General features: G+C 71.4%; 11 protein-coding genes. 7 read left to right on the top strand and 4 right to left on the bottom strand.

Annotation, left to right across the window (positions count from 1 at the left end; translation table 11 throughout):
- Nucleotides 1-313 precede the first annotated feature (313 nt).
- From NP777_RS36645 to NP777_RS36635, 3 genes are all read left to right on the top strand, one after another.
- Nucleotides 314-1,267: a FadR/GntR family transcriptional regulator gene (locus NP777_RS36645; protein WP_308405320.1), complete on the top strand. Its 954-nt coding sequence runs from the start codon at nucleotides 314-316 to the stop codon at nucleotides 1,265-1,267.
- A 469-nt stretch (nucleotides 1,268-1,736) separates the two neighbouring features.
- Complete coding sequence (locus NP777_RS36640) at nucleotides 1,737-3,302, top strand: RNA polymerase sigma factor (protein WP_256654502.1); 1,566 nt, start codon at nucleotides 1,737-1,739, stop codon at nucleotides 3,300-3,302.
- Nucleotides 3,303-3,493: 191 nt separating this feature from the next.
- Nucleotides 3,494-4,324, top strand: coding sequence for a S1 family peptidase (locus tag NP777_RS36635; protein WP_256654501.1), 831 nt, complete (start codon nucleotides 3,494-3,496; stop codon nucleotides 4,322-4,324).
- Between the two features lie 105 nt (nucleotides 4,325-4,429).
- Here the strand turns inward: NP777_RS36635 and NP777_RS36630 are convergent, their stop codons facing one another.
- Nucleotides 4,430-4,660: a DUF7455 domain-containing protein gene (locus NP777_RS36630; protein ID WP_037964812.1), complete on the bottom strand. Its 231-nt coding sequence runs from the start codon at nucleotides 4,658-4,660 to the stop codon at nucleotides 4,430-4,432.
- Nucleotides 4,661-5,101: 441 nt separating this feature from the next.
- On the opposite strand from NP777_RS36630, the gene NP777_RS36625 reads away from it, so the two are divergent.
- From NP777_RS36625 to NP777_RS36615, 3 genes are all read left to right on the top strand, one after another.
- Nucleotides 5,102-7,225, top strand: coding sequence for a DNA gyrase/topoisomerase IV subunit B (locus NP777_RS36625; RefSeq protein WP_256654500.1), 2,124 nt, complete (start codon nucleotides 5,102-5,104; stop codon nucleotides 7,223-7,225).
- Nucleotides 7,226-7,485: 260 nt separating this feature from the next.
- Nucleotides 7,486-7,938 carry a DUF485 domain-containing protein gene (locus tag NP777_RS36620; RefSeq protein WP_391858642.1) on the top strand — a complete coding sequence of 151 codons (453 nt, stop codon included), beginning with the start codon at nucleotides 7,486-7,488 and terminating at the stop codon, nucleotides 7,936-7,938.
- On the top strand, nucleotides 7,935-9,542 hold the full coding sequence (locus tag NP777_RS36615) for a solute symporter family protein (RefSeq protein ID WP_256654499.1): 1,608 nt from the start codon (nucleotides 7,935-7,937) through the stop codon (nucleotides 9,540-9,542). The genes NP777_RS36620 and NP777_RS36615 overlap by 4 nt, the downstream gene beginning before the upstream one ends.
- 65 nt (nucleotides 9,543-9,607) lie before the next feature.
- Here NP777_RS36615 and NP777_RS36610 read toward each other — a convergent pair whose 3' ends face one another.
- The 3 genes from NP777_RS36610 to NP777_RS36600 all read right to left on the bottom strand — a co-directional run bounded on the left by NP777_RS36610 (nucleotide 9,608) and on the right by NP777_RS36600 (nucleotide 13,176).
- Nucleotides 9,608-10,318 (bottom strand): DUF7342 family protein, encoded by a 711-nt coding sequence (locus NP777_RS36610; RefSeq protein WP_256654498.1) that lies wholly within the window; start codon nucleotides 10,316-10,318, stop codon nucleotides 9,608-9,610.
- Nucleotides 10,315-11,985, bottom strand: a complete 1,671-nt coding sequence (locus NP777_RS36605; protein ID WP_256654497.1) for an ATP-binding protein — start codon at nucleotides 11,983-11,985, stop codon at nucleotides 10,315-10,317. Before NP777_RS36605 ends, NP777_RS36610 begins: the two co-directional genes overlap by 4 nt.
- Nucleotides 11,986-12,147: 162 nt before the next feature.
- Nucleotides 12,148-13,176 (bottom strand): sucrase ferredoxin, encoded by a 1,029-nt coding sequence (locus NP777_RS36600; RefSeq protein ID WP_256654496.1) that lies wholly within the window; start codon nucleotides 13,174-13,176, stop codon nucleotides 12,148-12,150.
- A gap of 300 nt (nucleotides 13,177-13,476) precedes the next feature.
- On the opposite strand from NP777_RS36600, the gene NP777_RS36595 reads away from it, so the two are divergent.
- Nucleotides 13,477-13,803, top strand: coding sequence for a tetratricopeptide repeat protein (locus NP777_RS36595; protein WP_256654495.1), 327 nt, complete (start codon nucleotides 13,477-13,479; stop codon nucleotides 13,801-13,803).
- Nucleotides 13,804-13,995: the final 192 nt, after the last annotated feature.

The following is a 13,995-nucleotide window of genomic DNA, read 5'->3' as shown; positions in this document are numbered from 1 at the left end:
CCGCACCAGGCGCTCCGCCCGCCCCGTCGACCACCCGCCCGCCTGCTCCGACACGCTCCGACACGCGCCCGCTCCGACGCACGCACGCCCACCCCGTCGCCCGCTCTCGGCCCGGAAGCGGCCCCGGCCCCCCAACCGCCCGGCCCCCCAACCGCCCGGCTCGCGCGCGGCCAGCCGCCCGTCCCCAGCCAGTGGATCAGGCCAGAAGCCGATTCGTACAGCCAACGCGCGAACTGCTCGCAACTCCCCGAAGGATGCTTCTTTCTGTCCGATTGAGCGTCAATTATGAGGTAATGGGCGATCACCCTTTCGTGTGCTTTTCACCAAAGACCTCAAGGGCTTCCGAGGCGTCGCCGACAAAGGATGCGTGAGTACCCTTGCGCACACCACGATGACCGCGGCTCGCCCCGCCGACTCCGGCCTGGCCGGTTCGGGCGAGCTTGACCGCTACTCCTACGCCGAAGCCCCCGGCGCCGACCGCGGCAGCGCCCCCTCCTCCTGGGACGGTGCCGAGGCGGAGATCGGCCGGGTGGGCCGACGCGCGGCCGGCAACCGGGGCCGCGGGCTGCACGGCCAACTCGTTCAGCAGCTGGGCCAGATGATCGTCTCCGGTGACCTGGGCGCGGACCGTCCGCTCGTCCCCGAGGAGATCGGTCAGCGCTTCGAGGTCTCCCGCACCGTCGTACGGGAATCGCTGCGCGTCCTCGAGGCCAAGGGCCTGGTCAGCGCCCGCCCCAACGTGGGCACCCGGGTCCGCCCGGTCAGCGACTGGAACCTGCTCGATCCGGACATCATCGAGTGGCGCGCCTTCGGTCCGCAGCGCGACGACCAGCGCCGTGAGCTGTGCGAGCTGCGCTGGACCATCGAGCCGCTGGCCGCCCGTCTCGCCGCCGGGCACGGCCGCGAGGAGCTGCAGCAGCGGCTCGGCGACATGGTCGAGATCATGGGCCACGCGCTGGCGCAGGGCGACGCCCTCACCTTCTCCCGCGCCGACGCCGAGTTCCACGCGCTGCTGCTCCAGGCCGGGGGCAATCGGATGCTGGAGCACCTGGCGGGCATCGTCGCCGCCGCGCTGCATGTCTCCGGGGCCCCGGTCTCCGGCTGCGACCGCCTCACCGAGGCGGGGGTCGCCCACCACCGCCGGATCGTCGAGGCGATCGGCGAGGGCGACGCCGCGGGGGCCGAGGCGGCGATGCGCCAGCTGCTGACCGTCCACCCGGATCTCGATCATGCCGAGGTCGGGGTGCCCGCGCCGCGCGAGCACTGATCCGCGGCGCGTCCGGTTGCCTGGAGTGCCGGGTATCCGGAGCGTGCGGTGTACGAGGTACGGCGAGGCGGTGCCAGTAGGCGGCGAGTTCCGGCCCGATGGATGCCGTACGGCGTACGAGAGGGCGTCGCCGGATCCCGCGCCGCGGGTTCGGCGGCGCGGCGCGATCTGATCGATCGGCGCCGTGTGACTCCCTTCGGTGTGCGACTGGGAGTTTTCTGTCCCGTTGGATGGGCATTAAGACCGTTATGGGGTGTGACTCGGGCCACGAGTATTGGGCGTAACGCTCTTTGGGGCAGCGCGATGATTAAAGAGGTGGCAGCCGCGGAGGGAATACGGATGTCGCTCAAAACGCTGTACTCCTCCGCACTCCGCCCGCGCCGTCGGTTCATCCCTGCCGGCGGTCGTCGGCTCCAGTCCCCCACCGGACTGAGCCGGAAGCCGTTTCCAACGTTCCGAGAGGTTGTTCGTGTCGGCCAGCACATCCCGTACGCTCCCGCCGGAGATCGCCGAGTCGGAGTCTGTCATGGCGCTCATCGAGCGGGGAAAGGCTGAGGGGCAGATCGCCGGCGACGATGTGCGCCGGGCCTTCGAGGCTGACCAGATTCCGCCAACCCAGTGGAAGAACGTACTGCGCAGCCTCAACCAGATCCTCGACGAGGAGGGTGTGACGCTGATGGTCAGTGCCGCAGAGGCGCCCAAGCGCACCCGTAAGAGCGTCGCAGCGAAGAGCCCGGCAAAGCGCACCGCCACCAAGACTGTCGCGGCCAAGACGGTCACCGCCAAGAAGGCCCCCGCCGCTCCGGCCGCCCCCACCTCGGACCCGGGCGCCGCCCTGGCCGGTGAAGCCGCGGCCGCTCCCGCGAAGAAGGCCGCCGCCAAGAAGGCCGTGGCAAAGAAGGCGGTCGCCAAGAAGGCCACCGCCGCCGCCAAGAAGACGGTCGCGAAGAAGACCACCGCCAAGAAGGACGTCACCGACGAGATCCTCGAGGGCGAGGACGTCATCGAGGAGGTGCCGGGCAAGCCCGGCCCCGAGGGCGCCGAGGCCGAGCCGGAGAACGCGGGCTTCGTGCTCTCCGACGAGGACGAGGACGACGCCCCCGCGCAGCAGGTGGCCGCGGCCGGTGCCACCGCCGACCCGGTCAAGGACTACCTCAAGCAGATCGGCAAGGTCCCGCTGCTCAACGCCGAGCAGGAGGTCGAGCTCGCCAAGCGCATCGAGGCCGGTCTGTTCGCCGAGGACAAGCTCGCCAACTCCGACAAGCTGGCCCCCAAGCTCAAGCGCGAGCTGGAGATCATCGCCGAGGACGGCCGCCGCGCCAAGAACCACCTCCTGGAGGCCAACCTCCGTCTGGTGGTCTCGCTGGCCAAGCGCTACACGGGCCGCGGCATGCTCTTCCTGGACCTCATCCAGGAGGGCAACCTCGGTCTGATCCGCGCGGTCGAGAAGTTCGACTACACCAAGGGCTACAAGTTCTCCACGTACGCCACCTGGTGGATCCGTCAGGCGATCACCCGCGCCATGGCCGACCAGGCCCGCACCATCCGTATCCCGGTGCACATGGTCGAGGTCATCAACAAGCTGGCGCGCGTCCAGCGCCAGATGCTCCAGGACCTGGGCCGCGAGCCCACCCCGGAGGAGCTGGCCAAGGAACTCGACATGACCCCCGAGAAGGTCATCGAGGTCCAGAAGTACGGCCGTGAGCCGATCTCGCTGCACACCCCGCTGGGCGAGGACGGCGACAGCGAGTTCGGTGACCTCATCGAGGACTCCGAGGCGGTCGTCCCGGCCGACGCGGTCAGCTTCACCCTGCTGCAGGAGCAGCTGCACTCCGTGCTCGACACGCTCAGCGAGCGCGAGGCGGGCGTGGTCTCGATGCGCTTCGGCCTCACCGACGGTCAGCCGAAGACCCTCGACGAGATCGGCAAGGTCTACGGCGTGACGCGTGAGCGCATCCGTCAGATCGAGTCCAAGACGATGTCGAAGCTGCGCCACCCGTCCCGCTCCCAGGTTCTCCGCGACTACCTGGACTGATGCGGACCGCCGCCCCATAGCGAAGCGGTACGGCGAGAAGGCCGGGCTCCCTCCGAGGGAGCCCGGCCTTCTCGTCGCGCGGCGCCAAGTCCTCCGGCGTCATGTTCCCCGCTTGGCCCACTCGGGATGCGCTTCGCGACAGAGGGGGTAACGCTGAGTATGCGTCTTGCTCCGTATGGTCAGGAGGCCGCATGCCTAGGTCCCCCCGCTCGCTCCTCGTCGCCCTGGCGGTGCCGCTGGCCGCCGCGCTCGCGATAGTGCTCACCGCGCCCGCCCCGGCGACGGCCGACCGGGTGGTGATCGGTGGGCATCCGGCCCGTACGGTCGAGGCGCCCTGGGCGGTGGCCGTGGCCAGCCGTGAGATCTTCGGGGACAAGAGGGCGGGCCAGTTCTGTGGCGGGGCGGTGGTGGGCGCCACAACGGTCGTCACGGCGGCCCACTGCCTGAGCCGTGGGGTGCTCGGCAAGGACTGGCGGGACGTACGGGACCTGAAGGTGATCATCGGCCGTAACGACCTGCGGAAGAAGGACGGGGTGGAGTACCCGCTGGCGCGGGTGTGGGCCAATCCGGCGTACGAGGGCGACAACCGGGCCGGGGACATCGCGGTGCTCACCTTGGGGGTCGCGGTGCCCGCGGCCTACACCATCCGCATGGCGGGCGCCGGGGACCAGGCGTACCGGCCGGGTGAACGGGCCGCGGTGTACGGCTGGGGCGATACGGAGGGCGATGGCACCTATGCCTCGTCGCTGCGTACCGCGACGGTCCAGGTGCTGGCCGACAGCGTCTGTGAGAGGGCCTATCCGGGCAACGCGGAGGGGGACTACGACCCGCGCTCCATGGTCTGTGCCGGGCTGCCGGACGGGGGCCGGGACGCCTGTCAGGGGGACAGCGGAGGGCCTCTGGTGGCCCGTGGACGGCTGGTGGGCCTGGTGTCCTGGGGGAGTGGATGCGCCGTGGCGGGGCGGCCGGGCGTCTACACGAGGATCTCCTCGGTGGCCGATCTGGTGGCCGCCCATGACTGAGGCGGAGCCCGACGATACGAGCATGGGCGGCCGCCCCGCTCAGGGGGCAGACCGCCCGGATTCCGGCCCTGGGCCGGCGTCGCTCGTCGTCGTGGGTATGAGGCGTCAGCGTTCGTCTTCGGACGCGGACGCCGGAACGGCCGTGAGTCGCTCGGTCTCGTCCTGTATTTCCGCGGCGATCTTCTTGAGTTCCGGCTCGAACTTGCGCCCGTGGTGGGCACAGAAGAGCAGTTCACCACCGCTGATCAGCACGACGCGCAGGTACGCCTGGGCGCCGCAGCGATCGCAGCGGTCAGCGGCCGTCAACGGGCTCGCGGGGGTCAGAACAGTAGTCACGTCGCCTCTTCTCTAGCTCGACGAGCTGTCGTACCAGGGTCAACATCCAACCAGCCTGAAATCGTTCCCGCTCGTGGCTTTTTCCCAAAAGTTGCTTCTGAGTAGGCCGGATGGTGACGTTTGGCGGCGAATGAGCCGTATTGCCTAGCTTTGATGCTTCGCGTCGATTGTCTGGTTTGTCCTCCCGGCCGGGTTGCCGGTTGTGAATGAGGACGTGCCCGGAGCCTAAATGGTTCATGCCTGAAAGGGAACGTGATGTGTGCGGCACCGCCGCGAGGTATCGAACGTACGAGCGAAACGGTTGCCGGTGCGACTAGCATGGACGTTTCAACGGGTGGCGGCACAAAGGCTCTATCAAGCCTCGGTACGCTCTGACGGGCGACCATGCCACCATCGTGCCCACAGCCGGGCCAACCAGAAATTCAGCGAGGAGCGAACCGCGTGACCGCCGACACGTCCGTGCCGTCCACTGCGCTGCTGACCGGAGCAGACCGGGGCGGCGGTAACTACACCGCGCGGCACCTTCTCGTCCTCGAGGGGCTCGAGGCGGTGCGCAAGCGCCCCGGCATGTACATCGGCTCCACCGACAGCCGTGGTCTCATGCACTGCCTCTGGGAGATCATCGACAACTCGGTGGACGAGGCCCTGGGGGGCTTCTGTGATCACATCGAGGTGATCCTCCACGACGACGGATCCGTGGAGGTGCGGGACAACGGCCGGGGTATCCCGGTGGACGTCGAGCCCAAGACGGGGCTGTCCGGCGTCGAGGTCGTGATGACGAAGCTGCACGCCGGCGGAAAGTTCGGCGGCGGCGCGTACGCGGCCTCCGGCGGTCTGCACGGCGTCGGCGCCTCCGTGGTGAACGCGCTGTCCGCCCGTCTCGACGTGGAGGTGGACCTCGGCGGCAAGACCCATTCGATCAGCTTCCGCCGCGGCGTCCCCGGGATCTTCACCGAATCCGGGCCGGACGCCCCGTTCGACCCGGCCAGCGGCATCCTCAAGGGCAAGAGGGTCCCCAAGACCCGCACCGGCACCCGCATCCGCTACTGGGCGGACCGCCAGATCTTCCTCAAGGACGCCAAGCTCTCCGTGGAGACGCTGTACGCCCGCGCCCGGCAGACCGCGTTCCTGGTGCCGGGGCTCACCCTGGTGGTCCGGGACGAGCGGGGCCTGGAGGGGCAGGAGGGGCCGGTCGAGGAGACCTTCCGCTACGACGGGGGGATCAGCGAGTTCTGTGAGTACCTCGCCCAGGACAAGGCCGTCTGCGATGTGCTGCGGCTGTCCGGGCAGGGCACCTTCAAGGAGACCGTGCCGGTCCTCGACGACCGCGGCCACATGACCCCGACGGAGGTCACCCGTGAGCTGGGCGTCGACATCGCGCTGCGCTGGGGCACCGGCTATGACGCGACGGTGAAGTCCTTCGTCAACATCATCGCCACCCCCAAGGGCGGCACCCATGTCTCCGGCTTCGAGCGCTCGATCACCAGGACCGTGAACGAGGTGCTGCGCGCCACCAAGCTGCTGCGGGTCGCCGAGGACGACGTCGTCAAGGACGACGCCATGGAGGGCCTCACGGCGGTGGTGACCGTAAGGCTGGCGGAACCGCAGTTCGAGGGCCAGACCAAGGAGGTGCTCGGCACCTCGGCGGCCTCCCGCATCGTGGCCAATGTGGTCGCCAAGGAGCTCAAGGCGTTCCTGACCTCCGCCAAGCGGGACGCCAAGCAGCAGGCTCGCGCCGTCCTGGAGAAGGTCGTGGCCGCGGCCCGTACGCGCATCGCGGCCCGCCAGCACAAGGAGGCGCAGCGCCGTAAGACCGCGCTGGAGTCCTCCTCACTCCCCGCGAAGCTGGCCGACTGCCGCAGCGACGACGTGGGCCGCAGCGAGCTGTTCATCGTCGAGGGGGACTCGGCGCTGGGTACGGCCAAGCTGGCCCGGAACTCCGAATTCCAGGCGCTGCTGCCGATCCGGGGCAAGATCCTCAACGTGCAGAAGTCGTCGATCTCCGACATGCTCAAGAACGCCGAGTGCGGCGCGATCATTCAGGTGATAGGGGCCGGATCGGGCCGGACCTTCGACATCGACCAGGCGCGTTACGGCAAGGTGATCTTCCTCGCCGACGCCGATGTCGACGGCGCCCACATCCGCTGTCTGCTGCTGACCCTCTTCCAGCGCTATATGCGGCCGATGGTCGAGCAGGGGCGGGTCTTCTCGGCGGTGCCGCCGCTGCACCGGGTGGAGCTGGTGAACCCCAAGCGGGGGCAGAGCAAGTACCTCTACACCTACTCCGACCAGGAGCTCCAGGAGACCCTGCTGGACCTCCAGCGCCGGGAGATCCGCTACAAGGACGGCATCCAGCGCTACAAGGGTCTCGGTGAGATGGACGCCGACCAGCTCGCGGAGACCACGATGGACCCGCGCTACCGCACCCTGCGGCGCATCAACATCAGCGACCTGGAGGCCGCCGAGCGCGCCTTCGACCTGCTCATGGGCAATGAGGTCGCGCCCCGTAAGGAGTTCATCACCAATTCGGCGGCGACCCTGGACCGGTCGCGTATCGACGTCTGACGCCCGGCACCTCGGCATGGTCGGTTCGGCAGGTCCGGTTCGGCAGGTCCGGTTCAGCGGGCCGGTTCAGCGGGGTCTCCCACCCGGGGGACCCCGTTCGGCGTTTGCCGTCCGCCCGTTCCTGTGGTGCCGTTTCCGGGCTGTTCATCACCTGAGTCACCTGATGGGGTGAAGGTCCGGTATTGAAGGGTCCTGGATCTTTCTGATCTGCCAATCCTTGGTCACGCGGCGAATGCGGCAGTGAACAAGGAGTGTTCGGGGTGGACATGCACAACGCGGGCGACACGGGAGCGACGCGGCTGGAGGACCCGTGGTACGACGCGCTCGCGTCCGGCTGGGGTGAGGCGGACGACACGGGGGGCGAACCCGGGCGGTCGCGTCCGCCCGCCGCCCAGGCGGTCTACACGGAGGTGCACGGCAGCGCCGCCTTCCAGGAGGTGCGCCGCCGTTACCGCCGGTTCGTGTTCCCCGCGACCGCCGCGTTCCTCATCTGGTACCTCGCGTATGTCGTCGCGGCCACCACCGCACCTCATCTGATGGCCCGCCCGGTCGTGGGCACGCTCAATGTGGCGATGGTCGCGGGGCTCGCCCAGTTCGCCACCACCTTCCTGCTGACCTGGGCGTACGCCCGGCACGCACGGCTGCACCGGGACCGGGTCGCGCTCGAACTCCGCTGGGTGACGCAGGAGATGATGCGGGGGCACGGGCGGTGACCGGCGATCAGCGGAACCTGGCGCTGCTGCTGTTCGGCGTCTTCGTGGCGGCCACCCTGGCCATCACCACCTGGGCGGGGCGCCGGCGGCACGGCTCGCCGGAGGAGTTCTACGCGGGCGGGCGGCTGTTCTCCCCGATGGAGAACGGCTTCGCCATCGCCGGTGACTACATGTCCGCCGCGTCCTTCCTCGGGATCTCCGGCCTGATCGCGCTCTTCGGCTATGACGGGGTGCTGTACTGCGTGGGGTTCTTCGTGGCCTGGCTGGTGGTCCTGCTGCTGGTGGCCGAACTGGTCCGCAACTGCGGCCGGTTCACCCTGGCCGATGTGCTGGCCGCCCGGATGCGGGAGCGCCGGGTCCGGATCGCCGCGGGCATCTCCTCGGTCACGGTCTGTGTGCTCTATCTCGTGGCCCAGATGGTCGGCGCGGGCAGTCTGGTCGCCCTCCTGCTCGGTGAGACGGGCGGCCGCGCCCGCGCCTGGACGGTGATCGGCGTGGGCACCCTGATGGTGGTCTTCGTGGCGCTCGGCGGAATGCGCGCCACGACCTGGATCCAGATCGTGAAGGCCGTACTGCTGATGGGCGGGGCGATCGCGCTGACCGCCCTGGTCCTCGTCCGCTTCCGCGGCGATCTCGACGCCCTGCTCAGCACCGCCGCGCGCAACAGCGGCCATGGCGTGGACTTCCTCGCCCCCGGGCTCAAGTACGGCGGCGGCTGGACCGCCCGGCTGGACTTCGTGAGCCTCGGCCTCGCCCTGGTGCTGGGCACCGCCGGGCTGCCGCACATCCTCTCGCGCTTCTACACCGTGCCCACCGCACGGGCCGCCCGCCGCTCGGTGATCTGGTCCATCGGGCTGATCGGCGGCTTCTACCTGATGACGATCGTGCTCGGCTTCGGCGCGGCCGCCGTGCTGGGCGCCGATGCCGTACGGACTTCCAACGCGGCCGGGAACACGGCCGTTCCGCTGCTCGCGCTCGACCTCGGCGGCGGTGCCGGATCGACCGGGGGCACGGTGCTGTTCGCGGTCGTCGCCGCGATCGCCTTCGCCACCATCCTGGCCGTCGTCGCCGGAATCACCCTCGCCTCCTCGGCCTCCGTCGCCCATGACCTCTACACCTCGCTGATCAGGCGGGCGGGTCGCACCGCGCGCGGCGAGGTGGTGGTCGCGCGGATCGCGGCGGTGGGGATCGGGGCGGCCGCGATCGGGCTGGGGCTGCTCGCGGAGGACCTCAATGTGGCGTTCCTGGTGGGGCTCGCGTTCGCCGTCGCCGCGTCGGCGAACCTTCCGGTGCTGCTGTACTCGCTGTTCTGGCGGCGGTTCACCGCGCGCGGCGCGGTCTGGTCGGTCTATGGCGGGCTGCTTCCGGCGGTGGTGCTGGTGGTGCTGTCCCCGGTGGTCTCCGGCGGTCCGGACGCGATCTTCTCCGGGATGGACTTCCACCTCTTCCCGCTCCAGAACCCGGGGCTGGTCTCGGTGCCCCTCGGGTTCCTCGCGGGCTGGTTCGGGACGGTCACCTCACCCGCCCCCGCGGACGTGCCCGGCCATGCCGCCGAGCACGCCGAGACGGAGGTGCGGGCGCTCACCGGGGCGGGCGCGGCCTAGGGCCTGCCTGGGGTTGTGATCCAGATCACAGCCCCAGGCAGGCCCTAAAAGGCGCCAGACGAGGCTCAGACCCAGTCGTAGCGGTGCTCGGGGCGGCCGGTCTCGCCGTATTTGAGGCTGAGCCGCACCCGGCCCGTGCGCTCCAGCAGCTTCAGATAGCGCTGTGCGGTCTGTCTGCTGAGCGAGGCGCGCTCGGCCACCTCCTGGGCCGACAGCGGGCCCTCAGCGCCCCGCAGCACCTCCCGTACGAGATCGGCGGTGAGCGCCGAGTGGCCCTTGGGCAGCTCGGCGGGGCCGGCCGAGGCGCCGCCCAGGGCGCCGAAGATCCGGTCCACCTGGTCCTGCCCGGCCTCGCCGTCGCCCTCCAGGGCGCGGCGCAGCGCCGCGTACCCCTCCAACTTGGCGCGCAGCCCCGCGAAGGTGAACGGCTTGACCAGGTACTGGAGCGCGCCATGGCGCATGGCCGCCTGGACGGTGGCGATGTCGCGGGCCGCGGTCACCATGATGATGTCGGTGTGGTGGCCGAGCTGCCGCAGCCGCCGCACCAGCGACAGCCCCGTCTCGTCCGGCAGATAGTGGTCGAGCAGCACCAGGTCGACGTGGGCGCCCTGGGCGCCCTCCAGGAAGGCCAGCGCCTCGGCGGCGGTGTGCGCCTGCCCGGCGACGCGGAATCCGGCCACCTTGCCGACGTACGCGGCGTTGACCCGGGCGACCCGGACGTCGTCGTCCACGACCAGCACCTCCAGGGGCCCGCCCGGTCCGGTTCCAAGGGTCATCGTGGCTCTCCTGTCGCGGTCAGCGGCGCCCCGGCCGGCTGTTCGGCCAGCGCCTCGGGGAGGACGACGGTGAACTCCGCGCCCCCGCCCTCGCGGTCGGACACGCGGACGCTGCCGCCCTGGCGTTCGGCGAGGCGGCGGACCAGCGCGAGCCCTATGCCGCGCTTGCCGTGCGCGGGCGGCGCCTTGGTCGACCAGCCCTCGGTGAAGACCACGTCGCGCCGGTCGGCGGGGATCCCGGGGCCGGTGTCGGAGACCCGCAGCAGCACCGTACGGTCGTCGGCGCACAGCTCCACCTCGACCCGCGGCTCCGCCGAACCGACCGCCGCGTCCAGGGCGTTGTCGATGAGGTTGCCGACGATCGTCACCAGCCCCGGCGGGTCCACCAGCCGGTTGGGCAGCAGGCTGTCCTCGGCGACGAACAGCGAGACGCCGCGTTCGGTGGCCACCGTGGCCTTGCCGACCAGCAGGGAGGCCAGCAGCGGATCGTGCACCCGCTCGGTGACCTGCTCGGCGGTGGCCCGGTGCACCCCGATGGCCTCGGTGATGAACTCCATCGCCTCGTCGTGCAGTTCGAGTGCGAGCAGGCCGAGAAGGGTGTGCATCCGGTTGGCGTGCTCATGGTCCTGGGCCCGCAGGGCGTCGATCAGACCCCGGGTGCCGTCCAGCTCGCGGCCCAGCCGCTCCAGCTCGGTGCGGTCACGCAGGGTGACCACCGCGCCGCCGTCGTCCGTGGGCATCCGGTTGGCGACCAGCACCCGGCCGCCGCTGACGGTCAGCAGATCGGCGCCGGTGACCTGCCCGGACAGCACATCGGTCGTACGGCCCGGGGCCAGCACCGCATCCAGGTGCTGCCCGGTGTCCTCGGGGCGCAGATCCAGCAGCCGCTGGGCCTCGTCGTTGATCAGGCGGATGCGGCCGTGGGCGTCGAGGGCGACGACGCCCTCCCGGATGCCGTGCAGCATCGCCTCGCGCTCGGCCAGTAGCGCCGAGATATCGGAGAAGGCCAGGTCATGGGTGCGTCGCTGGAGCCGACGGGAGACCACGTACGCGGCCAGCGCGCCGACCGCGAGCGCGCCGCCCGCGTAGGCGAGCATCTCCGGGCCCGCGGCGACGAGCCGGGCGCGCACGCTCTCGTAGGAGATGCCCACGGAGACGGCGCCCACGATGCGGCCGTCCTCGGCGCGCAGGGGCACCTTGCCGCGGGCCGACCGGCCGAGGGTGCCGTCGTCGATCTCCATGACCTCCCGGCCCTCGAGGGCCTCGGTGGGGTCGGTGGAGACATGCTTCCCGATCTCGCCCGGGGAGGTGTGGGACCAGCGCACCCCGCGCCGGTCCATGATCACGACATATTCGGCGCCGGTCGCCCGGCGGATGCGCTCCGTCTCGGTCTGCACCGGACCGCCGGGGGTCGGCCGGGTGTGCTGGAGCGCGTCGGCCATCCGGGGTTCGGCGGCCGTGGTCTGGGCGATGGCGAGGGCGCGGCGCATGGCCTGGTCGTCGAGGTGGTCGCTGAGCGGCGCGAGGAAGAGGCCGGTCGCGAGCACGGTGACACCCGTGGCGATGGCCAGCTGCATCAGCAGAACCTGGGAGAAGACGCGTCGGGGCCAGCCGATGCGCCACCTTGTGGCCGTGGCTGCCGGCCCCGGCGGTGTCGCGGCGCTCATGGCAACGAAGGGTAACCAAGGGCGGGCTGGGGGAGGTGGCCGGGAGCGGCGGTCCGGGGGGTCGGAGGCCAGCGGCCCCGCGTCGGCCGGCTTTCCGCAGGGCGGCCGGAGTAACGGGGCTACGGGGGTGGGCGCGGGCTTACGGGAGCGGGGCCCGGGGCGTCAGAGGCGCCCGGCGGCCATCGCCCGTACGGCTTGTGCGGGCCGCCGGGCGGTCCGGATCCCGACGACCTCCATCCGGGCCGGGGAGCCCAGGGGGAAGCCGCAGCTCTCCGGCCGCGGCGGCGCCCCGGCGAGCTGCCCGACGCTCACCAGCCAGGCCCGGCCGTCGCGGTGCGCCACGGTCACCGCCCAGACCGGGGCCTCGCCCTCGGTCCGTACGACGGTCAGCGCGTCGGCCCCGTCCTCGCCGGTCAGCTCGCGGACGGCCAGCTCCGCCGCCTGGCCGGGGCGCTCCCAGGCGGAGCGGCCGCGGCAGCCGTCGGTGACCACCCGGCCGTGGCGCAGCGCCTCGATGACGTCCTTGACGCCCTGCGCGGTGGCACGGCCGTAGGTGTAGCCGTGCGGCAGCACGACGAGGGTGGGGGAGAAGCGATGGCCGCCGATATGGGTGATCTCCCAGGTGCTGTGGACCCCGGAGGCGGCCAGCTCACCGGCCAGCGGGCGGCCGAGGAGGGCGCAGCAGCGGTCGCGCTTGCCGTTGGTGCACACCAGTACCAGCGGGTCGCCGGTGTACTCCTCCCAGGCGGCGGGGTCACGGGGCTCGTGGGGCTCGTGGGGCGTGTGTGGCGAGTGGGGTACGTGGGGTACGTGAGGCCGCAGGGTGAGCCCGCCGGGGGCGCCCGCGCCCAGCGCGGTGAAGTCCAGGCCGAGCAGCCGTGACGGGTCGTCCAGGGCGGTGGTGCGGATCCAGGAGCTGCCGGGCCGGGTGTGGGCCACGAACACCCGGTGCCGGGCGCCGGTGTGCAGATCGGCGTGGCGGCCGGGGCGGCGGATCAGCGCGACCCGTACGCCGGTGCCCTCGGCGGCGCGCTGCAGGGCGCGCCCTACGGCCGGGTCGAGGCGGCTGGCGGTGAGGGCCTCGGTGCCCCAGGGCCCGGGCTGTTCCACCAGCAGCCAGGTGGAGGCGGTGGCCGCCGTCCCGGCGAGCGGCTCGGACAGGTCGCGGGAGGCGGTCGCGCACGTGCTCACGAAGGTAAGCCTAACCTCTCTTGATCGAGAGTGCGCGCCGGGCCGTGCGTACGCGTCGGAGACGTGTGGAGGGACGAACCACCGGAGCCGAACGACATCTCACGGACCCCGGGCGGTGGAGCGTGGCAGTCCGTATTCCGCCGCGTACTCGCCGTTCCATGGAGTGGGAACAGGCGGGAAACTGGCACCCAGGGGGCGGAGGGGGCGGATATGGGTGGCTTATGGGCTCGGTGGCGCAGCCGCCGGGGGAGACGCCGGGGGAGGCGCGGGGCGCGCTCGCTGGACCCCGGGCTGAGGGCCATGGTGAGGGCGGCCTACGACGAAGGGCGGCCGATTCCCGAATCGCTCGCCCGTAAGGCGGCCGAGTCCGGTGATCCGCGGGGGATGACCGTCTACGGCATCGGGCTGGGGCAGCGGGGGGCGCACGCCGAGGCCGTCCACTGGCTCGGTAAGGCGGCCGCGACGGGTGACCTCTCGGCCATGGTGGTGCTCGGCACGGTCCACCTGGACCGTGGCGAGCTGGGCGAGGCGGAGCGGCACTTCCGGCGGGCGGCGGACCGCGGCCACGACGGTGCGCGCCTCGCCCTCCGTCAGATGCGTGCCCGGCGCAACGGCAGCGGCCACTGAATCCTTTGGCGTGGCCTTCCGCGGCCCCCGGCGGCTGGCTTCACCGGGGGGTGTCCGGCCGCGAGCAGGAGGCATCTCCCGGCGGCGGCCCGGCGGCGGCCCGGCGGCGGCCCGGTGGCGGCCCGGTGGCGGCCGGGGGAAGCGTGGCGCGGTCGTCGCGTCCGGCGGAGGATCGCCCCGTCGTGGCCGGGG

The sequence above is a fragment of the Streptomyces rugosispiralis genome (genome assembly GCF_024505145.1).
Taxonomy (GTDB): domain Bacteria; phylum Actinomycetota; class Actinomycetes; order Streptomycetales; family Streptomycetaceae; genus Streptomyces; species Streptomyces rugosispiralis.
This window is presented reverse-complemented; position numbering and strand designations above follow the sequence as displayed.